23 protein-coding genes and 1 other RNA gene are annotated in these 23,504 nt (G+C 62.1%); 15 read left to right on the forward strand and 9 right to left on the reverse strand.

The window, feature by feature from the left end; translation table 11 throughout:
- Nucleotides 1–41 precede the first annotated feature (41 nt).
- The 4 genes from rnpB to P0N66_RS04480 all read left to right on the forward strand — a co-directional run bounded on the left by rnpB (nucleotide 42) and on the right by P0N66_RS04480 (nucleotide 3,142).
- An RNA gene (gene rnpB, locus P0N66_RS04465) (RNase P RNA component class A) lies at nucleotides 42–404 on the forward strand.
- 194 nt (nucleotides 405–598) lie between these two features.
- Entirely contained in the window at nucleotides 599–2,059 is a 1,461-nt protein-coding gene (ispF, locus tag P0N66_RS04470) for a 2-C-methyl-D-erythritol 2,4-cyclodiphosphate synthase (protein WP_275802795.1), read from the forward strand.
- Between the two features lie 192 nt (nucleotides 2,060–2,251).
- On the forward strand, nucleotides 2,252–2,560 hold the full coding sequence (locus P0N66_RS04475) for a helix-turn-helix domain-containing protein (RefSeq protein WP_275802796.1): 309 nt from the start codon (nucleotides 2,252–2,254) through the stop codon (nucleotides 2,558–2,560).
- 132 nt (nucleotides 2,561–2,692) lie between these two features.
- Nucleotides 2,693–3,142: a HipA domain-containing protein gene (locus P0N66_RS04480; protein WP_275802797.1), complete on the forward strand. Its 450-nt coding sequence runs from the start codon at nucleotides 2,693–2,695 to the stop codon at nucleotides 3,140–3,142.
- Nucleotides 3,143–3,146: 4 nt separating this feature from the next.
- On the opposite strand, the gene thpR is transcribed toward P0N66_RS04480, so the two are convergent.
- The gene (thpR, locus tag P0N66_RS04485) at nucleotides 3,147–3,686 is read right to left on the reverse strand and encodes an RNA 2',3'-cyclic phosphodiesterase (RefSeq protein ID WP_275802798.1); all 540 of its coding nucleotides are present in this window, start codon (nucleotides 3,684–3,686) and stop codon (nucleotides 3,147–3,149) included.
- Nucleotides 3,687–3,942: 256 nt separating this feature from the next.
- On the opposite strand from thpR, the gene aroD reads away from it, so the two are divergent.
- From aroD to aroA, 3 genes are all read left to right on the forward strand, one after another.
- Nucleotides 3,943–4,662 (forward strand): type I 3-dehydroquinate dehydratase, encoded by a 720-nt coding sequence (gene aroD / locus P0N66_RS04490; RefSeq protein WP_275802799.1) that lies wholly within the window; start codon nucleotides 3,943–3,945, stop codon nucleotides 4,660–4,662.
- A gap of 235 nt (nucleotides 4,663–4,897) precedes the next feature.
- The gene (locus P0N66_RS04495) at nucleotides 4,898–5,704 is read left to right on the forward strand and encodes a shikimate dehydrogenase (RefSeq protein WP_275802800.1); all 807 of its coding nucleotides are present in this window, start codon (nucleotides 4,898–4,900) and stop codon (nucleotides 5,702–5,704) included.
- 234 nt (nucleotides 5,705–5,938) lie between these two features.
- A complete protein-coding gene (gene aroA / locus P0N66_RS04500) occupies nucleotides 5,939–7,228 on the forward strand; it encodes a 3-phosphoshikimate 1-carboxyvinyltransferase (RefSeq protein ID WP_275802801.1) in 1,290 nt (429 codons plus the stop codon).
- A gap of 3 nt (nucleotides 7,229–7,231) precedes the next feature.
- On the opposite strand, the gene P0N66_RS04505 is transcribed toward aroA, so the two are convergent.
- Nucleotides 7,232–8,848 (reverse strand): glucose-6-phosphate isomerase, encoded by a 1,617-nt coding sequence (locus P0N66_RS04505; protein ID WP_275802802.1) that lies wholly within the window; start codon nucleotides 8,846–8,848, stop codon nucleotides 7,232–7,234.
- A 221-nt stretch (nucleotides 8,849–9,069) separates the two neighbouring features.
- Between P0N66_RS04505 and P0N66_RS04510 the strand changes: the two genes are divergently transcribed.
- The 3 genes from P0N66_RS04510 to cobO are packed head-to-tail and all read left to right on the forward strand — an operon-like array spanning nucleotide 9,070 to nucleotide 12,313.
- Nucleotides 9,070–9,954 (forward strand): J domain-containing protein, encoded by an 885-nt coding sequence (locus tag P0N66_RS04510; protein WP_275802803.1) that lies wholly within the window; start codon nucleotides 9,070–9,072, stop codon nucleotides 9,952–9,954.
- Between the two features lie 11 nt (nucleotides 9,955–9,965).
- The gene (locus P0N66_RS04515; RefSeq protein WP_275802804.1) at nucleotides 9,966–11,789 is read left to right on the forward strand and encodes a M48 family metallopeptidase; all 1,824 of its coding nucleotides are present in this window, start codon (nucleotides 9,966–9,968) and stop codon (nucleotides 11,787–11,789) included.
- Nucleotides 11,786–12,313, forward strand: coding sequence for a cob(I)yrinic acid a,c-diamide adenosyltransferase (cobO, locus tag P0N66_RS04520; protein ID WP_275802805.1), 528 nt, complete (start codon nucleotides 11,786–11,788; stop codon nucleotides 12,311–12,313). The genes P0N66_RS04515 and cobO overlap by 4 nt, the downstream gene beginning before the upstream one ends.
- A gap of 3 nt (nucleotides 12,314–12,316) precedes the next feature.
- On the opposite strand, the gene P0N66_RS04525 is transcribed toward cobO, so the two are convergent.
- A complete protein-coding gene (locus tag P0N66_RS04525; protein WP_275802806.1) occupies nucleotides 12,317–12,994 on the reverse strand; it encodes a hypothetical protein in 678 nt (225 codons plus the stop codon).
- Nucleotides 12,995–13,202: 208 nt separating this feature from the next.
- On the opposite strand from P0N66_RS04525, the gene hemG reads away from it, so the two are divergent.
- Nucleotides 13,203–14,621: a protoporphyrinogen oxidase gene (gene hemG, locus P0N66_RS04530; RefSeq protein ID WP_275802807.1), complete on the forward strand. Its 1,419-nt coding sequence runs from the start codon at nucleotides 13,203–13,205 to the stop codon at nucleotides 14,619–14,621.
- Here hemG and dnaA read toward each other — a convergent pair.
- On the reverse strand, nucleotides 14,612–15,976 hold the full coding sequence (dnaA, locus tag P0N66_RS04535; protein ID WP_275802808.1) for a chromosomal replication initiator protein DnaA: 1,365 nt from the start codon (nucleotides 15,974–15,976) through the stop codon (nucleotides 14,612–14,614). The two genes, hemG and dnaA, sit on opposite strands and share 10 nt — an antisense overlap.
- Nucleotides 15,977–16,785: 809 nt before the next feature.
- On the opposite strand from dnaA, the gene nikR reads away from it, so the two are divergent.
- The 4 genes from nikR to P0N66_RS04555 all read left to right on the forward strand — a co-directional run bounded on the left by nikR (nucleotide 16,786) and on the right by P0N66_RS04555 (nucleotide 19,401).
- Complete coding sequence (gene nikR, locus P0N66_RS04540; RefSeq protein WP_275802809.1) at nucleotides 16,786–17,193, forward strand: nickel-responsive transcriptional regulator NikR; 408 nt, start codon at nucleotides 16,786–16,788, stop codon at nucleotides 17,191–17,193.
- The gene (gene cbiM / locus P0N66_RS04545) at nucleotides 17,193–17,831 is read left to right on the forward strand and encodes a cobalt transporter CbiM (protein ID WP_275802810.1); all 639 of its coding nucleotides are present in this window, start codon (nucleotides 17,193–17,195) and stop codon (nucleotides 17,829–17,831) included. The genes nikR and cbiM overlap by 1 nt, the downstream gene beginning before the upstream one ends.
- 74 nt (nucleotides 17,832–17,905) lie before the next feature.
- A complete protein-coding gene (gene cbiQ, locus P0N66_RS04550) occupies nucleotides 17,906–18,649 on the forward strand; it encodes a cobalt ECF transporter T component CbiQ (RefSeq protein WP_275802811.1) in 744 nt (247 codons plus the stop codon).
- On the forward strand, nucleotides 18,646–19,401 hold the full coding sequence (locus tag P0N66_RS04555) for an energy-coupling factor ABC transporter ATP-binding protein (RefSeq protein WP_275802812.1): 756 nt from the start codon (nucleotides 18,646–18,648) through the stop codon (nucleotides 19,399–19,401). Before cbiQ ends, P0N66_RS04555 begins: the two co-directional genes overlap by 4 nt.
- 47 nt (nucleotides 19,402–19,448) lie before the next feature.
- Here P0N66_RS04555 and P0N66_RS04560 read toward each other — a convergent pair whose 3' ends face one another.
- The 5 genes from P0N66_RS04560 to gatC form a co-directional block, all read right to left on the reverse strand.
- Nucleotides 19,449–19,799, reverse strand: coding sequence for a PilZ domain-containing protein (locus tag P0N66_RS04560; protein ID WP_275802813.1), 351 nt, complete (start codon nucleotides 19,797–19,799; stop codon nucleotides 19,449–19,451).
- Between the two features lie 90 nt (nucleotides 19,800–19,889).
- Nucleotides 19,890–20,585 carry a (d)CMP kinase gene (gene cmk, locus P0N66_RS04565; RefSeq protein ID WP_275802814.1) on the reverse strand — a complete coding sequence of 232 codons (696 nt, stop codon included), beginning with the start codon at nucleotides 20,583–20,585 and terminating at the stop codon, nucleotides 19,890–19,892.
- Nucleotides 20,575–21,681, reverse strand: a complete 1,107-nt coding sequence (gene hisC / locus P0N66_RS04570) for a histidinol-phosphate transaminase (RefSeq protein WP_275802815.1) — start codon at nucleotides 21,679–21,681, stop codon at nucleotides 20,575–20,577. Before hisC ends, cmk begins: the two co-directional genes overlap by 11 nt.
- A 71-nt stretch (nucleotides 21,682–21,752) precedes the next feature.
- The gene (gene gatA / locus P0N66_RS04575; protein WP_275802816.1) at nucleotides 21,753–23,207 is read right to left on the reverse strand and encodes an Asp-tRNA(Asn)/Glu-tRNA(Gln) amidotransferase subunit GatA; all 1,455 of its coding nucleotides are present in this window, start codon (nucleotides 23,205–23,207) and stop codon (nucleotides 21,753–21,755) included.
- 2 nt (nucleotides 23,208–23,209) lie between these two features.
- Complete coding sequence (gene gatC, locus P0N66_RS04580) at nucleotides 23,210–23,494, reverse strand: Asp-tRNA(Asn)/Glu-tRNA(Gln) amidotransferase subunit GatC (protein ID WP_275802817.1); 285 nt, start codon at nucleotides 23,492–23,494, stop codon at nucleotides 23,210–23,212.
- Nucleotides 23,495–23,504 lie beyond the last annotated feature (10 nt).

The following is a 23,504-nucleotide window of genomic DNA, read 5'->3' on the forward strand; positions in this document are numbered from 1 at the left end:
TTCCTTGTCTTTTACAGGCAAAAGGCTTATTGTTCGAAATTCGGGGCGGGCGCATGGTCGCCGGGGTTTTGTTTCCGACAAACCCCCGGAGGAAAGTCCGAACTCCGCAGGGCAGGGAGGTTCGTAACGCGAACCGGGGGCAACCCCAGGGAAAGTGCCACAGAAATTATACCGCCGGGTAACCGGTAAGGGTGAAATGGTGGGGTAAGAGCCCACCGCTTGCCTGGTGACAGGCAAGGCAGGGTAAACCCCTCCCGGAGCAAGATCAAATAGGGAAACGTTTGAGGGCGGCCCGTCCGATGTTTCCGGGTAGATCGCACGAGGCGCCGGGCGACCGGCGTCCTAGAGAAATGACCATGGCCCGGCAACGGGTACAGAATTCGGCTTATAGCCCGCCCCGATCCTTTTTTAAACTGTAATCGCCCAGCAGCACCACATCTTCGGGCGACCAGCCAGGCTTACGTAAAGAGAGTACGCCGCGCCTGGCCGCTTACCCGAACCTGCGGCACTGCTGACCGATTACGGCCCGTTATATCAGCGGGTTATACCCCTGCTGAACCGTTACGTGCCAGAATGAGCTGGATAGTTACTAACTATTATGGCCCAAAAAACCGACAGTGCCGCGATTATTGCCGCCGGAGGGAGCGGTACCCGGATGGGCGGCGGAGTACCCAAGCAGTTTCTCGAACTGGCCGGGGTACCGCTTTTTGTGCACTGTGTGCGGGCCTTTGTCGCCGTGCCTGAAGTGGGCCGGGTGGTGGTGGTGGCCAGGAACGATTTTCTGGAAGCCGCCCGGCAAATGCTGGCCCGCCATGGCCTGACCGAGGTGCTGGTGGTGGCCGGCGGCGCCAGCCGCCAGGATTCGGTGGCCTGCGGCCTGCGGGCGCTGGCCGCTTTACCCGAACACTACGAACTGGTGGCGGTCCACGACGGGGCCCGGCCACTGGTCAGCCCGGAACTGATCCGCCATTGCCTGGCGGCGGCCCGGCAACAGGGGGCGGCCATCGCCGCCGTGGCAGTGCGGGACACCCTTAAAAAGGCTGCCGCCGCCAAAAAATTCACTTCCGCGGACGTCTCCCCTGCGCCAACCACGGACGATACCGCCGGACCAGCAACGGCCGATACCACCACCACACCCCTCACCCCCCCGAACTCGACAACCACCGGCGCCCCGGCGCTTGATTCTCCGTCCCTGATCGACACCACCGTGGACCGCGACGGCCTGTGGCAGGCGCAAACCCCGCAGGTGGCCCGCTTCAACTTGCTGCAGCAGGCTTTGCATGCCGCCGTCGCCGACGGCTTCACCGGCACCGACGAGGCCTCGCTGCTGGAAAGAATCGGCTGCCCGGTGGCCCTGGTGGCCGGTTCGGCCACCAATCTCAAGATTACCACCCCGGAAGACCTGCCCCTGGCACAAGCCCTGCTGGCGGCCTACGAACAAACTGCTACTGACGGACAGGCCCACCTTGCCACCGCCCCGGCCAACCACCCCCAGGCAACCGGCGGCGACCGCCACTCTCGCTTATCCAGTACCTCCACGACTCAAACCAGCTCTGCCCAAGATGCTTCCGCCGGCACCCCGGACCTGCGTATCGGTCACGGCTACGATGTGCATCGGCTGGTGACTGGCCGCGACCTGATCTTGGGCGGCGTCAAAATCGACCACCCCTTGGGCCTGCTGGGCCACTCCGACGCCGACGTACTCACCCACGCCCTCTGCGACGCCATCTTGGGCGCGATAGGGGCCGGCGACATCGGCCGCCATTTTCCCGACCACGACCCGCAGTTCAAAGGAATCAGCAGCCTCAAGCTGCTGGCCCGGGTCATGGAACAGGTACGGGCCAGGGGTGGCCGGCTGAGCAACGCCGACCTCACCATCATCGCGCAAAAACCCAAGCTGGCCGCTTATCTGCCGGCCATGCAGACCAACCTGGCCGCCGCCTGCGGGGTCTCCCAAAGCCAAATCAACCTTAAAGCCACCACCACCGAGGGCCTGGGCTTTGCCGGCCGCGAAGAAGGGATGGCCGCCCACGCCGTCGCCCTGGTAAACGCCCAGTAGCACCGCCGAAAGCGGCGATCGGCCCGGCTTGCGTACCTGAGTACGCGGCGCCGGGCCGCTTGCCGCAACCTGCGGCACTACTGGGCGTTTACTGGTGGCTACAGGAAAGAAATGGTTGTCACTTTAGCCAGAGATAAAATTGATTATTTTCTGCTTTAACCTTGATTTTTGCTTTTAAAGCAGTTTACAATCATGCTTATGAACGAGAAGCATGAGAACTTTTTGCGGCAATTAGGGAAACTTTATCGCCGGTTGCGGATTGAGCACCAGCTGCGGCAGCGTGATGTGGCCGCCCGGCTGGGAGTTTCGGTGGACACGGTGCGGGCCGTTGAGCGGGGAAGCGGCTCGGTGGCAATAGAAACCTGGCTGGATCTGGCCGAACTGCTCGGGGCCGGCCGCCCGTGGGAGCAGTTGCTGCAGGTACCGGTGGACCCCTTTGCGGAGTACGACCGGAAGCAACAGGAAGAGGCATGGCTGGAAAAGGCGCGAGTAAGACGATAGCCGACGAACTTCACCTTTACGTCCAGGCGGTGATGCCAGCGGGCGAGGTGGTTCCGGTGGGACGACTCCTGGGGCGCAACCTGGGAAAACCGGGCCGGAATTCACCGGCAACGCTTCGCCGAGGCCCATCTGTTGGCCGCCCTGGGTTGCAGCGGCCTGGGCCGCCTGCTATTTCTTGAAACGGAACAGCGGCGGAAAGCGGCGACAACCGACAACAGCATCGATTTTACCGCAATCACCCGGGCCATGCAGGAGGCGGCCTGGCATGAAAACGATCTCGACACCGAGGCGGCCGAACTGCGCCACCTGCTGGCCTGCGGTAGCTCCGCCGGCGGAGCCCGGCCCAAAGTATTGACCAAAAAGGATGGCCGCCACTGGCTGGCAAAATTCAGTTCCATCCGCGACCTCCACCCGGATCTTTTTGTTGCCCTGGAAGAGGCCGGAATGGAGCTGGCCGGACTGGCCGGCTTAGAGGTGCCGGCCATCGAGCGGACCACCAATGGAACATACCCGGGAGCTGCGGGCAAGTATCACCAGCAAAAGCCGTCTACTAACGCCGTAAATGCTCGGCGGTGCGGCTGAACATTTACGGCAGGTCGTAGCTGGCTTCCAGGTAGTGGATGGCGCCTTTGTTGGTGAGCTGGCTGGAGTAGAGGTGGAACTGGTTGACGGTGAACTCTTCGCTGCGGTAAAGGTTGTTGCCGGCCAGGAAGTTGCCCAGCCGGCTTTTGGGGGGCTGCTGCAGGCGGGCCACGGTTACATGGGGGGCGAACTTGCGTTTTTCCGGGTCCGCCAGGCCCTGGCGGACCAGCACATTTTCCACCTTGCGGTAAAGGGCGGCCACCGGCGCCGTGGGCTCCACCCCGGCCCAGAGAATGCGGGCCGGACCCCGGGGCGGGAAACAGCCAAACCCCTGCAGGTGCATGGTGAAAGGTTCGGCCCGGACATCGGCCAGGGCCTCCCGGATCTCGTAGAACCGGCCGCCATCCACCTCGCCGATAAAGCGCAGGGTAAGATGCAGCTGGTCTTCGGGCAGCCAGCGGGCGCCGGGCAGGCCGAAACCCATGGCGGCCAGGCGGGCCGCCAGCTCCGGCGGCAGATCAATGGCGGTGAATAAACGATACACTATGAATTGACACTCCAACGGTTGATGATATAGTTCGCGCGAAACGTTGACAAACTTTTTAAAACACCGGCCCTAAGCATCCAGCCCATTCTGGCACGTAACTGTTCAGCAGTGCCCCAGGTTGCGGTAAGCCAGGTCGGCGTAGCGTACATCAGGTACTCAAGCCGACCTGATCGCCGCAAGATGGGGTGCTGCTGGACAGTTACACCGGACCCGCATCATAAACCAATACAGGCACCGCCGACAACCATATGACATGACTACCGTAACTTCTTTAAGCCGACTTTGTGTCTCCATCGCCCGCCGCACCGTGGACGAAGCCTTGCCGGCCGCCACTGCGGCGGGCCGCACGGCGGACATGATCGAGATTCGCCTGGACGCCTTGCGCGACCGCAATACCGCCATGGCCGCCGTCAATTCACTGCCGGCGGCGGTGGCCACCCCCCTGCTCTTCACCAACCGCGCCGCCTGGGAGGGCGGGGAGGCCCGGGAGCCGGAGCAACAGCGCCTGGCCCCGCTGCTGGCCGCCCTGGCTGATAACCGGGCCTGGGTGGATATCGAACTGCGCACCGCCCCGGATTTGCGCCGGCAGGTCATCGCCGCCGCCCGCCGCGAGAGCGCCGACGACAGCCGGGTGATCGTCTCCTGGCACGATTTCGCCGCCACCCCCGACGCCGCCACCCTGCGCGCCATCCTGCGGGAACAGCATGAAAGCGGCGCCGACGTGGGCAAGATGGTCACCATGGCCCGCTCCCCGCTGGATGTCCTGCGGGTACTGGCCCTGCAGGAACAGGCCGCCGAGCTGGATTTTCCGCTGATCGCCTTCTGCATGGGCGAAAGCGGCAAGATCAGCCGCCTGGCCACCTGCCTGCTGGGCGGCTTCATGACCTACGCCGCCGAGGACGACGGGGCGGCCACGGCCCCGGGCCAACTGCCGGCATCGACACTGCGGCAACTGGAACAACTGCTGCAGTAAACGTGCAGCACCAGCGAAAACGGCGACCGGCCTGGCTTGCGTATTGATGTGCGCGGTACCGGTCCACTTGCCGCAACCAGCGGCACCGCTGAACGTTTACCGCCGGTTAAATCGGTAAATTATTGGCCATGATAAACCGTTACCCCAAAAAAATACCATGCGCCCGGCGGTGAAAGCGCTTTGCCCTGCTCCCGCCCTGCCTGGCGCGCAACCGCATTACATGGTAGAAACGCCTATGAACATCAGCGGCCGCACCGAAGTTTACGGTATTATCGGCAACCCCGTCACCCACAGCCGCAGCCCGGCGCTGCACAACGCCGCTTTTGCCGCCACCGGGCTGGACAAGGTTTACGTTCCTCTACCGGCCCTGGACGGCGCCGCGGCGGTGGCCGCCATCCGCGCCCTGGGTATTGCCGGAGCCAGCGTCACCATTCCCCACAAAGAGACGGTGATCCCCGAGCTGGACAGCGTCGACCCGGTGGCGGCCAAGATAGGCGCGGTAAACACCATTGTCCGCCGGGGCGACCAACTGCACGGCGCCAACACCGACTGGCTTGGCGCCAACCAGGCCCTGGGCGAGGCCCTGGAGCTGGCCGGCGCCCGGGTGCTGCTGCTGGGGGCCGGCGGCTCGGCCCGGGCCATCGGCTTTGGCCTGCTGGAAGCCGGGGCAATGGTAACCCTGGCCAGCCGCACCCCGGCCAAGGGGCAGGAACTGGCCCGCCAGCTGGGCTGTCCCTGGCGGCCCCTGGCGCAGGCCGCCAAGCAACCGGCCGACGCCCTGGTCAACGCCACCTCGGTGGGCATGGGACCCATGGCTGACCAGAGCCCGGTAGCGGCCGCCGCCCTGGCCAACTTTCCGGTGGTGATGGATATCGTTTATTCGCCGCTTGACACCCGGCTGCTGCGGGAAGCGGCGGCGGCGGGCTGCCGCTGCATCGACGGCCTGGCCATGCTGCTGTACCAGGGCGCGGCCCAGTTCACCATGTGGACCGGGCAGGAAGCGCCGGTTGAGGTGATGCGCCAGCAACTGTCGGCGCCGTAAAAAGCGGCACCGACGGGGCACGTTTCGCCACTGCTTATTTTAGCATTACCGCTCAACACCTTTGGCGGGGTTCTGCGAGACTGTCAAAAATGATGAATCCGGAAAAAGTCCGCCCATGGGCGCCTTGATGATTTCTTGCGAAGTCATCAAAAATTGAACAACCAGACCTAAACGCTACCGGCGGTTGGCCCTGGTCAACGGCTGCAACCAGATAATTCAAAAAAGGCACCACCCATGAGCGACCCGAAAGCTTGGCAGGAAATCACCCCCTCCGGTCCCATTACCGCCACCGTGGCGGTACCCGGCTCTAAAAGCATCACCCAACGGGCCCTGATCGCCGCCGCCCTGGCCAAGGGGGAAAGCTTCCTGCACGGGCCGCTGGCCAGCGAGGACACCGACTACACCACCAAGGCCCTGCAGGCCATGGGCATGACCATCGACCCCGGGGGCGAAAAGTGGCGGATCTTCGGCCAGGGCGGGCTGGTGGCGCCGCCGGCCACCGAGATCTACCTGGGCAACAACGGCACCGCCACCCGTTTTCTTACCTCGGTGGCGGCCCTGGGGCAGGGAATCTTCCTGATCAACGGTGACGAGCGGATGCAGCAGCGCCCCATCGAACCCCTGCTCCAGGCCCTGCGGGGCTGGGGGGTGCAAATCCGCAGCATCCACGGCACCGGCTGCCCGCCCCTGGAGATCCAGGCCGATGGCCTGGCCGGCGGCCCCACCGTGCTGCCGGAGGGCAAGAGCAGCCAGTACCTCTCCTCACTGCTGCTGGTCTCGCCCTACGCCCGCCAACCCGCCGAACTCAAGGTCGAAGGCGAGGTGCTCTCCAAGCCCTACGTGGTGATGACTTTGGCGGTGATGCGGGAGTTCGGCATCGAGGTGGAAGCCGCCCCGGAACTCAATTATTTCAAAATCCCCCGGGGGGGTTACCGGGCCCGGGAATACCGGGTGGAAGGCGACGCCTCCAGCGCCTCTTACTTCTGGGCCGCCGCCGCGGTTACCGGCGGCCAGGTGACGGTGACCAACGTGCCCTTCCCCTCGCTGCAGGGCGATGCGGTGCTGGTGGATATTTTCGAAAAAATGGGCTGCCGGGTGGAACGCAACCATTCGGGCATCAGCGTGGCGGCCCCCGAGGAGTTGCAGGGGGTGGAGGTGGACATGGGCGACTGCCCGGACGTGGTGCCCACCCTGGCGGTGGTGGCGGCCCTGGCCCGGGGCCGCACCCGGATCAACAACATCGCCCACCTGCGGATCAAGGAATGCGACCGGCTGGGGGTCATGGCCGCCGAACTGGCCAAGCTGGGGGTCAAAACCGAGGAAGGCCCGGACTACCTGGTAATCGAAGGCCGGGGCCGCCAACACAACTACCAGGGGGCGGAGATCGCCACCCACAACGACCACCGCATCGCCATGAGTTTTGCCGTCGCCGGCCTGGCCATTCCCGGCATGGTGGTGGAAAACCCCGGCTGCGTGGCCAAATCCTTCCCCGATTTCTGGCAGCGCTTTGCTGCTATCGGGTAACCACTACAACCCGGCGTTTTGCAACAGCGCCCGACCCACCGGGTCATCGGGCGGGGTCTCGCTGCGGCGGCGGGCTGCGAACTGCTCCAGCAGGCGGTTGGCCAGCCGTTTACCCAGTTGCACCCCTTCCTGATCGAATGAGTTGATGTTCCACATAAAGCCCTGGAAGACCACCTTGGCCTCATACAGGGCCAGCAGGGCCCCCATCCGTTCCGGGGTCAGGCGGTCGGCCAGCAGGATGCTGCTGGGGCGGTTGCCGGGGAAACGGCGGTTGGGGTTGGGATCGTCCTGACCCACCGCCAAGGCCAGGGACTGGGCCAACAGGTTGGCCAGCAGCTTTTCCTGGGCGGTGGTTTCCTGGATCTCCAAATCCTGGCCGTACTGGCTTTGGCGGAAACCGATAAACTCCGCCGGCGCCTGACCGGTGCCCTGATGCAGCAACTGGTAGAAGGCGTGCTGACCGTTGGTGCCCGGCTCACCCCAGACGATGGGGCCGCTGTCCCAGCTAAGCGGCTGGCCGCGCCGGTCGATGGACTTGCCGTTGCTCTCCATGTCCAACTGCTGCAGGTGGGCGGCAAAACGCACCAGGGCCTGGCTGTAGGGCAGCACCGCCAGGCTTTGATGGCCCAGGAAGTTGCGGTTCCAAACACCCAGCAGGGCCAGCAGCAGGGCCGGATTTTTCAGGATATCCGGTTCCATGGCCGCCTCATCGGCGGCATGGGCCCCTTGCAGGATCTCCAGCACCCGCTCGTAACCCAAGGCGAAACCCAGCATCACCAGACCCACCATGGAAGTGGCGCTGTAGCGGCCGCCGATGTAGTCGAACATGTAAAAGGAGCGCAGGTAGTTGGCGGGGTTGTCCATGGGGCTGCCCTGGCCGGTGACCGCCACGAAATAGGCGTTGGGGTCCAGCCCCGCCTGCCGGTAGGCCCGGCGCACCAATTCCTCGTTGGCCAGGGTTTCCAGGGTGGTGCCGCTTTTGGAGACCACGTTGACCAGGGTGCGCGACAGATCCATCTCTTGCAGCACCCGAGCGGCGTCATCGGGATCGACATTGCTGATGAACTCCACCCGGCGGTCCGGGCGAGCGTAGGCCTGCAGGGCCAGGTAGAGGGCCCGGGGGCCGAGGTCGGAGCCGCCGATGCCCACCTGGATCATGCCGGTAAAAGGCTCACCACCGGGGGTGGTCAGCCGCCCCTCATCGAGATCGGCCAGAAAGTGCCGCAGTTTATCCAATTCCGCTTTGGCCTGGGCGGTGGCCTGCGGTTCGGCGGGTGGATCGCGGAAAATATCCCGGCAGCTGCAGTGCAGCACCTGGCGCTCCTCGCTGGCAAAGCCGGCGATCTTATTAAATACCGCGCCCCGGCGCAGGGCGGCAAACTGCTCCACCACCCGGACCTCGTCGGCCAGTTCCTGCAGCGCCGCCAGCCCCGACTCATCCACCCGCTGGCCAAAAAAGAGCAACTCAAAGCCGCTGCCGGCCGCCCGACAGGCGGCGATCCGCTCCGGGCTCATCACCCCGGAGGCCCTGAGATTGAAGGGCTCGGTGGCAAGCGCCTGCAGTTTTGCACAAGCTTTATGGGACGTAAAATCGACAAAATATTCGTCTGCACCAACCATCTTTTCTCCTTTAACCATTATGGGCGACACGAGCCGGCAACGGCCCCGCCTGCTTACGCCGCCTGGCGCCTTTCTCCTTGCCCCAAGGTTCCTTTTTTGCTAGAAAGTTAATTAATCACAAAGGGTTGCTCTTGCCGTTTTCGCACTTAGCAAGCACTTAAGTCAAGAACCGGTTGCGACCGATAGTAAAAAATATCGGTTTCAACCGGTTGGAGCCAGGCATGACTTTAATGGTGGCGGAAAAAGATCTTTATCGAGCCTGTGAAGTTATCTTCGGTCCGGAGCTTGATATTTCCCGGGATTTTCTGGAGTACCTCCAGCTGTCCGGGGTTAAGTGCGCCTACCGTAAACGGGCTCTGGAAACCCACCCCGACCGTTTTGTCGCCACCGGCAACCTGCCCCCCGAACAAAATAACAGCCTGCTTTTTCATGATGTCCAGCAAGCTTACGAATCTTTGCGGCAATATCTGGAAGCCCGGGAAAAGGGGCTCAAGCTGCCAGGCAGCGAACCCATCGCCACGACCGGGGGACGCTCACGGGGCGCAGCTTACCGGAGCAAAACCTACCGCTACACCCACCGCGGGGCAAACAGCACCGGCCAGACCAGGACCCGGACCGAAACCAGAGGCTTCCAGGGCCAAGACCATAACTCTGGCACCATCCATCCTTTCTGGAGCATTGACCAACTGTACCGCGGCCCCCTGCCCAACCGCCGTTTACTGCTGGGTCACTTTTTGTACTACTCCGGGGTGGCCTCCTGGCGCAACATTGTCCAGGCGTTAGCCTGGCAACGCAGCCAGCGGCCACGGATCGGCGAAATCAGCCGCCGTTACGGCCTGCTCAACGACCGGCAAATCGCCACGATCCTGCAGCAGCGCCAGATCAACCGGCGCTTTGGTGAAACCGCCCGGGCCATGGGGCTGCTCACTGAACCCCAGTTGCGCCTGCTGATCCAGGCCCAGAACCGGCTGCAACGCAAGTTCGGAGAATATTTCGTGACGGAAAAGATCCTTACCAGTGAAAAACTATCCCGCCTGCTGGCGGCATACCACCGTCACAACAGCCGCCTGGTTCGGGAGTTCACCCGCCGCCACAGCGGTTTTTAAAAGGTTTATTCTTGCCCTACAACAACCTCATTTATCTCCTGGTGGTGATCATCATCCTCGCCACCAAGGGCATTCCAGAGGAACCGGCTTTCTCGGGGCCGGCCACTTTTCTGCTGCTGGCCGGCAAGGCCGCCCTGTTCGCCGGCTTTTGCCACTATTACTTTCGCCGCCCCGGTCCCTTCCAGGCAGCCGCTTACTTCAGTATCGAAAAACGCCTTTCCATCCTGGCGGTTCTCAACTTTGCCCTCGACGTATATCTGCTGGATATCAAGTTTTACTTTGCCTCGCTGCCGGGCTCCACCGCACTGCCCACCCTGGTCCCTTATGCCGGAGTGGCGCTGTTTCTGACTTACCTGCTGCTGGTCTGGAACCGCGGTCGGCCTGCTTACAACCTGATCTTCGGCGCCCGCCATTCCCCCCTGGTCTTTCTGGCCTCCAATCTCAAGCTCAACCTGGTGATCCTGCTGCCCTGGCTGCTGATCACCGTGGCCGCCGATCTGCTGCGCCTGACCCCCCTGGATTCGGTTAAACAGCTGCTGACCTCACCATGGGGTGAGCCCCTGCTGATTTTAACCTTCTTTCTGCTTCTGCTGCTGGTTTTCCCCTGGCTGGCCACCCGCCTCTGGGGCTGCCAGCCCTTGCCCGACGGCCCCTTGCGCCGCCGACTGGAAGATTTCTGCCGCCACCACCGGGTCGGATTTCGCGAGATCATGCTCTGGCCCCTGTTCGAAGGACGACTGCTCACCGCCGGAGTTATGGGGCTGAGCCGCCACTTCCGCTATCTGCTGATTACCCCCGGCCTGCTGCATACCGTTAACCAGGAAGAACTGGAGTCGGTGGTGGCCCACGAGATCGGCCATGTGCGGCATCGCCATCTGCCCCTGTATCTGCTGTTCTTCATGGGCTTTGCCTTTCTTACCCACCTGGCCTCCCTGCCCCTGCTCGCTGTTTTTCTGGATTCCGAACTGCTGGGTGGCCTGATGGCCTTAAGCGGCCAAACGCCGGCGGCGATCATCAGTCTGCTGGGAACCGTTGTACTGCTGACCGTGGTCATTGTCTATTTTCGTTTTCTTTTTGGTTTTTTCATGCGCAATTTTGAGCGCCAGGCCGATCTTTACGCCCTGACGGCGGTGGGACACGCCGCCCCGCTGATCCGGGTCTTTGAAAAGATCGCCGGCCCCGACGGCCGCATCCGCGACCTGCCGAGTTGGCATCACTTCAGCCTCGGCCAGCGGATTAACTTTTTGGCCGCTTGCGAGGATAATCCACAGCTGGTCAAGCATCACCACCGCAAGGTACGCCGGGCCCTGGGCCTGTTTTTCCTGCTGCTGATCGGCCTGCTTATGGCTTTCTGGCAGTTGCCCAGCGAACAGGCGGAGGAGCAGGCCCGGATGCGGCTGGCGGAAATCATCATCAAGGAAGAGATTCGCCGGGCGCCGGAAGAGCCGGCCTGGCAACAACATCTGGCCGACCTGCATTATTTTCAGGGGCAATACGAAAAAGCCATTACCGCTTACGAGGAGGCCCTGACGCTGGCCCCAGGACATCCGGACGTTTTGAACAACCTGGCCTGGCTGCTGCTCACCGCCGAGGATACCGCCGTCCACGACTACCCCCGAGCGCTGGAACTGGCCCGTCGGGCGGCGGTCCTGGCCCCGCAGGCTCACATCCTCGACACCCTGGCGGTGGCCTGGTGGCGCAACGGCGAGCGGGAAAAGGCGGTGGCCGCCGCCCAAGCCGCCCTGGCCGCCTCCGACAACGGCCGCTACTACCGGCAGCAACTTGAGAAGTTGCTGCGCCGGGAGCCGCCGCAACCCTTGGATGAAAGACCATGACAACCGGACTGTTGATGATTTATACCGGCCCCGGCAAAGGCAAAACCTGCGCCGCCTTCGGCCAGGCGATGCGGGCCGTCGGCCAGGGGCTGCGGGTTTGCCTCATCCAGTTTGTCAAAAATCGGGCCTGCGGGGAACTGGTCTCCCTGGAGAAACTGGCCGCCACCACCGGGCTGGTGGAAATCCATCAGGTCGGCTCCGGCTTCAGCTGGCAAGATCGGGAGATGACCCGGTTCAGGGAAAGCGCCTTGGCCGGCTGGCAACTGGCCCGCGAGAAGCTCGACGCCGGCGCCTGCGACCTGCTGATCCTGGATGAATTCACCTACCTGCTGCACTTTGAAGTGCTCTCAGCGGCGGAAGTGCTGCCGGTTTTCCGGCAGCGGCCGGCGGCCATGCATCTGCTGGTCACTGGTCGCAACCCGGGCGAGGAACTGCTGGCCGCCGCCGACCTGGTGACGGAAATGCAGGAAATCCGGCATCCTTTTAAAAAGGGGGTGAAGGCCCAAAAAGGGGTAGAGTGGTAAGGTTCAGGGCAGGTTTTTAAAACTTCTAAGCTGTTCCTGGGTGGAGCCGGTCTTCAGGCGGGCGGCCAGTTGCCGGCCCAGGGCGTAGGCCTCGTCACACTGCTGGCGGGTATGGCCAAAACGGGGGTAAAAACGGCTGAACAACGAAGATGAGCGCTCCGGAGCCATGCCGGCGACTTTCAGAAAAACCCCGAAAGTGCGCCATGGCTCTCGCTGGGGATGACTGAAAACCAGCGGCCCACAGGGGTTGGCCGCCATCCCGAGCAGACGTTTTCGCAGATAGCGCCAATGACTGCGCCAGTAGCCCCGACAGGAAATCACCGCCAGCACCGAACGCTGCCGGAACAGGCCGGGATACTGGTCCAGCAGGGCCAAGACCGGCCCGCTGGGATTCCATGACCAGGTGGGGCCGGCCAGCACCATCATATCATATGACTCGTCATCGGCCAGGGTCAGGGGCTGAATGGCGAAACGGGTGCGGAACAGGGTGATGAACATCAGCCACAGAGTTTTGCTGATGGATCCCAGCGGAAAACGCAAAGTCTGCTGGGGCTGCAAGCGCTCCTGGCGCACCTCCACCCCTTCGTCGAGCAGCCCGGCGGCCAGCCGGCGGATCAACACCGAGCTCTGACCGCTGTAAGAATAAAAAACAATAAGCACCCTGACCGGGGCAAAGGGCATGGTGATCTCCCGCAGAAAACAGTTACCGGGCCGCCGCCATCCCCCCAACCGATTCAACAGGCGGCTTGCGTAAAACTCTGGTATTTTGTTGTCTTGGCACAGCCGGCCAGGACGCTTGAAGTTTCTTTACAAGGTCATCATAATTAGGCCAGATTAAAGAGAAAAACAAGCTAAACCTGCCGCAAAAAAACATTATCAGCGAGGGATCATGGACCAACAGCACGAGGTAATTATCGTCGGCGCCGGGCTTTCCGGCCTGGTCACCGCCCATTTCCTGGCTGCAGCCGGCATTACCGCCCTGCTGCTGGAAGCCGACCAACGGCCCGGCGGAGCCATCCGTTCTTTCCACGAAGAAGGTTACCGGGCTGAATGGGGGCCGCATGGTTTCCTTGATAACAATCCGGCCAGCCGGCAGTTGCTGGCGGAAACCGGCCTGGAAGCGGAGGCCCTCAAGGCTCCCCTGGGGCAAAATGTCCGTTTTGTCTGTCACCATGGCCGGCTGGTGGCCCTGCCCCAGAGCCCCAAGGCCCTGCTGACCACCCCCCTGCTCTCCCTGCTTGGCAAACTGCGGCTGGCCATCGAGCCCTTCAAAAAACCCCTGGCCGACGGGGCCAGCATCGGCCAGTGGGCCGAACACCGATTCGGCCGGGAAGTACTGCCCTTGGTGGACGCGGCGGTCACCGGCACCTTTGCCGGCGATTATCAGCGCTTAAATATCGATACGGTCATGCCCGGCGTGCGCCGCCTGGAAAAAGAGCATGGCTCCCTGCTGCGCGGGCTATGGCGGGAACGGCGGCAGCGCCGCAAAACGCCTTCAGCCGATGCCAAACACGATAAGTCCGGCCGCCAGCCTCAGCCGCCAGCGGCCGGCCTGCCGGCCATGACCAGCTTCCCCCTGGGCATGGAATACCTGGCCACCCGTTTAAGCCAGGACAAAGAAATTGTTTACCAGTGCGAGGTGGAAAAAATTCGGCCACTTACCGAAGGCGGCTGGGAGATTACGGCCCAAAAGGGGATATTCCAGGCGCGCCGCCTGGTGTTGGCCCTGCCGGTGAACCAGGCCCTGGAGTTGCTGGCTAATTTCAAACCGCCGGTCAACGCCGTCCCCGAAGCGAGAATTGTCACCGTGGCCCTGGGGTTCAGCCGGGAAGAGGCCGAAATCCCGGCCGGCTTCGGCTACCTGGCACCGGAACGGGAAAACCGTTTCACCCTGGGGGCCCTGTTTTCCTCGCACATGTTTCCGGAGCGGGCCCCGGCCGGCCACGTACTGCTGGAAGCCCTGGTGGGCGGGCGGCGCCACCCGGAAAGACTGGAACTGGATGATGCCACCATAATCGCCAACATCTATCAGGATCTGCGCCAACTGCTGCCCATCAAGGCCCCGCCGGCGTTTTCCCGGGTGCTGCGGGGATCCGGCGGCATCCCGCAACTGGAACAGGACCACCCCAAGTTGCTGGCCTGGCGGGAGCAACTGGCCCAAAAACATCCGAGCCTGCAACTGACCGGTTTCGGGTGGGAAGGCATCGGCATGAACGACATGATCAAGGCCGCCCAAAAAACCGCCGACCTCATCACCCAGGGCCACCAAGCGGATGAACAGGCGGCCGTCCGCCCGGTCTATTTCTGACGCTGTTTGAGCTTATCGGTGAGATGCTCGACCTGGCCGCGCACGCTGCCGTTGCGGGCCACCGCCTCGGTGATCACCCGGATGGAGTGCACCACTGTGGAGTGATCGCGGTTGAAGACCTTGCCGATCCCGGCCAGGGCCTCGTCGGTGAGCTTGCGGGCCAGGTACATGGAAACCTGGCGGGGGAAAGCCACATCCTTTTTCCGGGACTTGGACTGCAGTTCATCAACGCTGACCTGAAACTGCGCGGCCACAAAGTCGCGAATCGCCTCGGCGGACAGGCCTGGGTCATCGCCACCCACCACCACCGTGGCCACCACCTCTTTGACCATGGCCATGGTGGGTGGAGCTTTGCGCAGATTGGCCTTGGCCTTGAGCCCCACGATGGCGCTTTCCAGCCGGCGGACATCGCCCCGGACCTTTTCCGCCATATACTCCACCATCTCCTCGTCGAGGATCAGCTTGTGATAATCGGCTTTGCGCCGGGTGATCAGTCGCCGGGTCTGCATATCCGGCGGGTTGATGGAGGTGACCAGGCCGGCGGCCAGCCGGGAGCGGACCCCGTCGTCAAGGTCCGGAATCTCCCGCGGCCCGACCGCCCCGGTAAAGAGCACCCGGCGACCGTTTTCCAGCAGACAGTCCACCGCCTCTGCCAGCTCGACCTGGGTTTTGCCCCGACCGGAAAGGGTCTGCACATCCTCCACCAGCAGTACATCACACTGGCGCTGAAATTTTTCCTTGAACTGATCCATGGTGTTGCTGCGAATATGCCGGACCAGCTCCGCAGTGAGCTGCTGCGAGGTCAGGCAGCAGAGCCTGGTACTGGGGGAGTAGTTATATAAATGATGGGCCACGGCGTGGGCCAGATGGCTCTTGCCCAGGCCGGTGCCGGCGTTGATGAACACGCAGGGTTCGGCCTCGGCGGCGCCGGCGGCAATGGCCTCGCAGGCGGAAAAGGCCAGGGCGTTGGATTCCCCCACCATGAACTCGTCGAAGGTATATCGGGGATGGAGCGTGCGGATCCGGGGGCGCCCTTTGGGCATCTGCGGCAGCCGCAACTGCTCCTTTCCCCCTCCGGCCACGCCGGCCTCATCGGCGGCCCGGTCATCCGCCAGGTCCGGATCAACCCGAAAACTGATCCTGATCCCGGGCCTTTCAAGGCGCCCCAAAGCCTCCTGCATCGCCGCCAGATAATGATCGGCCACCCAGGAGCAGAAAAAACGATCCGGACCGGCCAACTCCAGAGTCTGATTATCCTCAGCCAGACACCGCAACGGTTCGACCCAGAGGTTAAAAACACTTTCAGGAAGTTGATGCTGCAAAATCTTTCTTACTTCAGGCCAAATCATGCTCATCCCCTTTCCCTCACTTCTTTCCTTGCTGAAAAGCTACGGACGAAAACACAACGCCCCAACCGACTACCCCACTGTGGCACCAAACAGAACGCCTGAAAGAACCCGGTCTATAGAAAAAAGCTTCCGGCTGGCTGTTAACAAACCACCGATGCCGACGGTAACGGCATCTTCAGGCAATCAGTATTGTAATAAAAGAGGTAACTGTCCAGCAGCACCCCATCTTACGGCGATCAGGTCGGCTTGAGTACCTGATGTACGCTACGCCGACCTGCTTACCGCAACCTGGGGCACTGCTGAACAGTTACGTGCCAGAATGAGCTGGATAGTTATTAAAAGAGTAAAGCCGGCACAGCGATACAAAATCGCGGCAGGTCGTCGCCCGTGTTCGCGGTGTTGTATTCAACCCACGGCCGACTGTCAAAAGCCCCTTGCCGCTATTTCTCGGTGCGCCAATGGGAAGTTTTCAACAGCCTACAAAGGACGCTAACCAGTAAAGTTAGCTCCGACAATCCGCTAACGAGCCTTAAACATGTAGATTTTTTTCGATCTATTATTTGGCTGTAGTTTCCGTCAACTAGCCGCCGAAGGTGGAGTTTATCCAGTGTTTAATGAAAATCTAAAAGACAGTCTTTTCTCTGAATTACTCTAGATTACTCTTTTTTACTCCTGTTTTCTCTTTTGAAAATTGCTTCCCACGTGTTTCCAAGCAGATCAAAGAGTGGGACCATAAATCTTTTTCTCTCCTTGACAATGCCGGCCAATTCTGCTTTATGAGCAGTAACACTATAATCAAAAAAGGTGCTACCAGAATGCTGAGAAGATTTTCCGTTTCCCTGGAAGATGGCCTTTTGGCCGATTTTGACGATTTTATCAAACGCCGCCAGTACACCAACCGCTCCGAGGCCATCCGCGACCTGATCCGCCGGGAGTTCGTGCAGGAAGAATGGGGCGAGGACAAAGAGGTGATCGGGGTCATCAGCCTGGTTTACGATCATCACCAGTTTCAGATCCTGGAGCGGATTAACGATATCCAGCACGACCACCACCAGATGATCACCTCCACCACCCACGTCCACATGGATCATGACAACTGCCTGGAAATCCTGATTGTCCGCGGCCGAGCCAGCATGGTGCGGCAACTGGCCGACCGACTCATCGCGCTGCGGGGGGTCAAGGACGGGCACCTGGCCATGACCAGCACCGCCCAGAGCTTCTGATGCATATCGCCGATGGAATTTTGCAGCTACCGGTGGTGATCGGCGGTTTTACCGGCGCCGGGGCTGTGACCTGGTACAGCCTGCACCGGATCAAGCACCAGGGCGACCCCCGGGAACGTATCCCCCGGGCTGCTCTGCTCACCGCTACTTTTTTTGTCGCCTCTTTAATCCACCTTCCCCTGCCACCGGCCGGGGTGCATCTGGTGCTTAACGGTTTGCTGGGGATCATGCTGGGCTGGTTCGCCTTTCCGGCCATTTTGATCGGCCTTTTTTTACAGGCGGTAATGTTCGGCCACGGCGGGCTCACTTCTTTGGGGGTCAACAGCCTGATTCTGGGCCTGCCGGCGTTGATGGCCTGGCAACTGTTCCACTGGCAAAGGGATGTAACGGCCACCCCCTACCGTACCGGCTGGCGCGGGCTGCTGGCTGGCTCAGGCGCCCTGTCCGCCTCCCTGGTCCTCTTTATGGTCGCCCTGCTCCTGGGACTGCCAACAGCGTTCAACCGGGAAAGCACGCTCACCGCCATGGCCGTCATCACCGCCGCCCACCTGCCACTGGTTATCATGGAGGGGGTTGTCACCGGTTTGCTGGCGGCCTTTCTGCAACGGGTCAAGCCAGCCCTGTTGAGGGGGGTATGAGCAGCCGCAGCCCCCATAAAACTGATCACTGGGGTCAACCTGGCGCAAGCGGTGATGGAGCGACTGGTGAACGCTTGCCCCCCAAAGCCCTGCTGCAACGCTGGGATCCCCGCTGTAAGATGCTGGGCCTGCTGGGCTTAGTGCTGGCCATCGCCATGGTCAATGACCCGGCACTGCTGCCCCTGGTGCTGGCGATCCCCCTGCTGCTGGCCCTGTTTTCCGGGCTTTCCTTAAGCTTTATCCTGCGGCGGCTGTGCTATCCTTCCCTGTTGATCGTTCTGCTGCTACTGTGGCTGCCTTTCGCCGTCGGCGACACCCCCTGGCGGACCTTCGGACCGCTCACCCTTTACCGAGAAGGTCTGGCCGCCGCCCTGCTCATTGGCGGCCGCTTTCTGGGTATTGTTTTAACCGCCATGATTGTTTTCAACTCCACCCCGCTGGCCACCAACCTCAAAGCCATGCGGGCCCTGGGTCTGCCCTGGGTGATGGTGGACATGGCGCTGCTGACCCTGCGTTACCTGCAGGTCCTGAAGCGTGACCTGCAACAGATGCGCACCGCCATGCGCAGCCGGGGCTGGCGGAACCGGCTGCAGCCCCGTAACCTGAAAACCATCGCCTGGCTCACCGGCAGCCTGCTGCTGCGCAGCCACGAACGAGCCGACTGGATATACCGGGCCATGCGCTTGCGGGGTTACGGCCAGTCCGACCACCGGCCATCCGAATTCAAGGTCGGCGCCATGGATCTCCTGCTGCTGGGGCTGACCATGGCCATTGCCCTGCTGCTGGCATTGTTTAATCTGGAACTGGTGGTGATATGAAACCGCTGCTGACCATCAAACACCTCAGCTTCACTTATCCGGACCCTGCCCTGCCCGACGGGGCCGGGGCCATCCGGGAGTTGGACCTGCAGGTTGGGGCCGGTGAACGGGTGGGACTTATCGGCCCCAACGGAGCCGGCAAAACCACTTTCTTTCTGTTGACCTGTGGGATCCTGCGCCCCACCGCCGGCGAGGTTCTTCTGCATGGCAAGCCGCTGCCAGCCAATAACTTCACCCCACGAATCGCCCTGGTCTTCCAGAAATCAGATGACCAACTGTTCTGCCCTTCAGTGTGGGAGGACGTGGCTTTCGGGCCGCAAAACCTGGGGCTGAATAACGACATGGTGGAACAGCGGGTCAAAGAGGCCCTGCAGGCGGTGGGGGCCGAAACTTTAGCGCCGCGGCCGGTACATCATCTATCGGAGGGCGAGAAAAGGATTGTCGCCATCGCCGGCGCCCTGGCCATGCAACCGGAACTGGTTATCTACGATGAACCCAGCGCCAGCCTGGATATCCGCTCCCGCCGACGCCTGATCACCTTGCTGAAACAAAGCCGACAAACCTTCCTGCTGGCCTCCCACGACCTGGAGTTGATCCTGGAGGTCTGCGACCGGGTGCTGCTGCTGGACGGCGGCCGCCTAATCGCCGACGGCCCGCCGGCCCAAATCATGGCCGACGAGGAACTGATGCAGGCCCACGGCCAGGAAAAACCCCATTCCCTGGTGCCACACCAAAACCAGCACCACCGGTAAACGGGCAGCAGCATCTTATGGGCAAGTTCACGTCCTGCGACGGCCGATCAATCGTTGAAAGCGTACATACTGACCAGCCGGGCCACCACCTTCTCGGCCTCCTCGGTCATCTCTTCCAGGGTAAAACCGGTGGTGGAAAGCTCCGGGTTGACATCGGGCCTGGTCCAGCGACTGCGGGCCTTGAGTTGTATTTCCCCTGGCACAAAATAATCTTCCGGCAACTCCATCCGCAGGATAAACAAACGCTCGACGGAAATGGGCGAGGAACTGACCAGCCTTAGGCCGCTGCTGGTGATATCCACCAGGTGACCGAGCAACTCGCCGCTTTCCTCGTCATAAACCGGCAAATGAAAAATAATATTGCGCCGTTTCGCTGCTCTTTCTTTACCTGCTGCCATGACGATCCTCCTTCTCTGCTGATCTCTCATTGCCCGAATCACCAGTCCCGGGCCAAAGCAAGATGAGCCGGGCCACCGCCCTGATGCCGCTTATTTTTCCCCCAGCATGGCAAAGCCCTTTATGTTGGCCAGCATGTACTCCACTACCGCCTCCGGCCCCATCACCGATGAGTCGACAATCACCGCGTTATCGGCCGGCCGCAGCGGCGCCAGGGCTCTGCTGGAATCAGCATGATCACGTTTGATGATCTGGCCAAGGATCTCTTGCGGGTCCGGGTTTTCGCCCCGCAGCCGCAGTTGCTCACAACGCCGCCGAGCCCGCTCCTCCGGTGTGGCGTCCAGGTAAAACTTGTGCAGAGCATCGGGAAAAACCACCGTGCCCATATCGCGCCCTTCAGCCACCAGGGCGCCGGTGGCGGCCACACTGCGCTGCAGCTCGGTTAGCTTACGCCGCACCTGAGGGTAGGCGGAAATCTGTGAGGCCACCAGCCCCATCTCGGCGCTGCGCACCATGGCCGAAACATCTTCCCCGTTGAGCAGCACCCGGACATCATCGTCACCGACGGGCAGCAGTTCAATGGCCAGTTCATCCAGACCCGCTTCCAGGGCCTCGGCATCTTCAGGATCGATCTCCCGCCGGCGCACGTGCAGCCCCACCGCCCGATACATCGCACCGGTATCCAGATAGGTGTAGCCCAACCGCGCCGCCAGCATCCGGCTGATGGTGCTTTTCCCCGCCCCGGAAGGGCCGTCGATGGTGACTACAGCTTTCTTGTCAGCGGCCATAAGCAAGCTCCTTAAGACTCTGTTCCAAACTGCGCAGGAAACGGTCATTCTCCTCGGGCCGACCCGGGGTAATCCGGATGTACCGGGGATAACCGTAAGCCTGCATGGGCCGCACGATTACCCCTTGACGCAGCAGATGTTCGTACAGCACTTTGCCATCGCCGCCGACATCGATGAGGAAAAAATTGGCCTGGCTGGCGAAGGTCAGGCAACCCAGCTTTGCCAACGCCTGCCGCAGCCGCTCTTTCTCTCGCCAGGTGGTTTCCAGGGTCTGCCGGTAATGCTCCTCGTCTTCCAAGGCTGCCAGGGCACCGATCTGCGCCGGGCTGTTAACGTTAAAGGGCTGCCGGACCCGGTGCAGATAGGAGGCCAGATCTTCATGCATCAGGCCGTAGCCCACCCGCAGGCCGGCCAGGCCATAGGCCTTGGAAAAGGTCCGCAGGGCCACCACCGGCACCTCACCATCCAGATACCGCCGGGCATCCAGGCGCAACTCGGGCTCCACGAAATCCACGTAAGCCTCATCCAGCACCACGATCACCCTGGCCGGTAGCCGAGCCAGAAAGTCTTCAAACTCGGCGGTGGTGAACACCGTGCCGGTGGGGTTGTTGGGATTGTCGAGGAAAATCATCCGAGTGCGATCATTGACCTGGCCCGCCATGGCCGCCAGATCATGGCGCATGCCGGTAAGCGGCACCACCCGGTTGATCCCGCCCTGGGCCTGAACCACGTTCTGATAGACCAGGAAGGTTGGATGCGAAGTAAGCACCTCATCGCCGGCACTCAGAAAAGCGGCGGCCAGCAGGCCGATAATTTCGTTGGAACCGTTACCGAAAACCAGCCGCCGGGGATCCACCTCCAGCCGGCAGGCCAGGGCCTGTCCCAGATAATAACAACTGCCGTCCGGGTAACGGTGCAGGTTGGACAAAGCGGCGGCAATGGCGGCCACCGCCCGGGGCGAAGGCCCCAGGGCGTTTTCGTTGCTGGCCAGCTTGATGGAACCGGTAATCCCGTATTCCCGCTCCAGTTCCTCAAGCGGCTTGCCCGGCGGATAAGGCACCAGGTCGGCGATATGGGGGGCAACCTTGATGGTCATAGTTGGTATATCCTGAATGCGGCGGCGCCACCCGGCCCCGAACCGCAACGCTTAGTTTTTTTGCAAGGCCATCACAGTCGGGGCCGCCGACCGGCAAACCCCAGACGTTCCTCGATGGTGGCGGCGGCCCGCAGCAGCAAATCCTCACGGAAGTGCCCCGCCTGGAGCTGCAGCCCGATGGGCAGCCCGTTATGGCTAAAACCGCAGGGCAGCGACATCCCCGGCAGTCCCGCCAGGTTGGTGGGGATGGTCAGGATATCGGTGAGATACATGCTTAAAGGATCGCTTTTACTCCCCAGAGGCCAGGCCGGCGTGGGGGTTACCGGTGAGATAATGACGTCGCATTCCTGGAGCGCCCGGCGGTAATCTTCGATGATCAGGGCCCGTACCTGGGAAGCCTTGCGGTAAAAGGCGTCGTAGTAGCCGGATGAGAGCGCGTAGGTGCCGATGATGATCCGGCGCTTGACCTCGCGGCCGAACCCCCGGGAACGGCTGCGCCGGTACATCTCCAGCAGGTCTTGAGCATCTTGGTCGCGGTAGCCGTAGCGGACCCCGTCGTAGCGGGACAGATTGGAACTGGCCTCGGCGGGAGCGATCAGGTAATAGGCTGCCACCCCATATTCGGTGCGGGGCAGGCTGATTTCCCGGACTTCGGCCCCGGCCTCCTCCAACTGGCCGATGGCCGCCATCACCGCTTTTTTCACATCTTCGTCCAGCCCCACCTCAAAGTACTCCCGGGGCAGGCCGAAACGCAGCCCGGCCAGGCCACAGCCCAGTTCGGCAGTAAAATCCGGCACCGGTTCATGCACCGAGGTGGAATCCCGTGGGTCATGGCCGCAGATGGCGTTGAGCAGCAGGGCCGCATCCCGCACGTCTTTGGTCAACGGCCCCACCTGGTCCAGGGAGGAAGCGAAGGCCAGTACCCCGTAACGGGAAACCCGCCCGTAAGTGGGCTTGACCCCCACCACCCCGCAATTGGAGGCGGGCTGGCGGATGGACCCGCCGGTATCGGTGCCCAGGGCCGCCATGCACTGGTCGGCGGCCACCGCCGCCGCCGAGCCGCCGCTGGAGCCGCCGCAGATATAGTCCAGATTCCAGGGATTGCGGGGTACCGCCAGGGCGCAGTGCTCATTGGACGACCCCATGGCAAATTCATCCATGGTGGTCTTGCCGACCAGCACCGCCCCGGCCTGCTGCAGTTTCTCCACCACCGTAGCGCTGTACGGCGGCACGAAATTTTCCAGGATTTCAGAGCCACCGGTGGTCCGTACGCCTTTGGTGCAGAGCAGGTCTTTAATGGCCACCGGCACGCCGCACAACGGCGGCGCCCCACCGGTCGCCAGCCGACGGTCGGCCGCCTCGGCGGCGGCCAGGGCCCCTTCTCGGTCCACAGTGATGTAGGCGTTAACCCGCTCACCGGTGGCCTCAATGCGGTCCAGCACCGCTTCGGTGGCCTCCCGGGACGAAAGCCGGCGGGCGGTTAGCTGCTCCGCCAACTGGGAAATGGTAAATTGATGAATATCCATAATCAAAACACCTTGGGAACCACGAAGGCCTCGCCGGTGGCCACCGGCGCGTTGGCCAGGGCCTCTTCCCGGCTCAGGGAAGGCGCCACCTCGTCTTCCCGGAAGGCGTTAACCACCGCCAGGGCGTGGCTCACGGGCTCCACCCCGGTGGTGTCCAGTTGCTGCAATTTGGCGACATATTCCAAAATGCCGCTGAGTTCAACGGTAAGGGCCTTGATCTCGTCGTTCTCCAACTCCAACCGGGCCAGGCGGGCCATCTCCGCCACCTTGTCAGTACCAATTTGCATCTTTTTTCCT

The organism is Desulfurivibrio dismutans (genome assembly GCF_029210385.1).
GTDB lineage: Bacteria > Desulfobacterota > Desulfobulbia > Desulfobulbales > Desulfurivibrionaceae > Desulfurivibrio > Desulfurivibrio dismutans.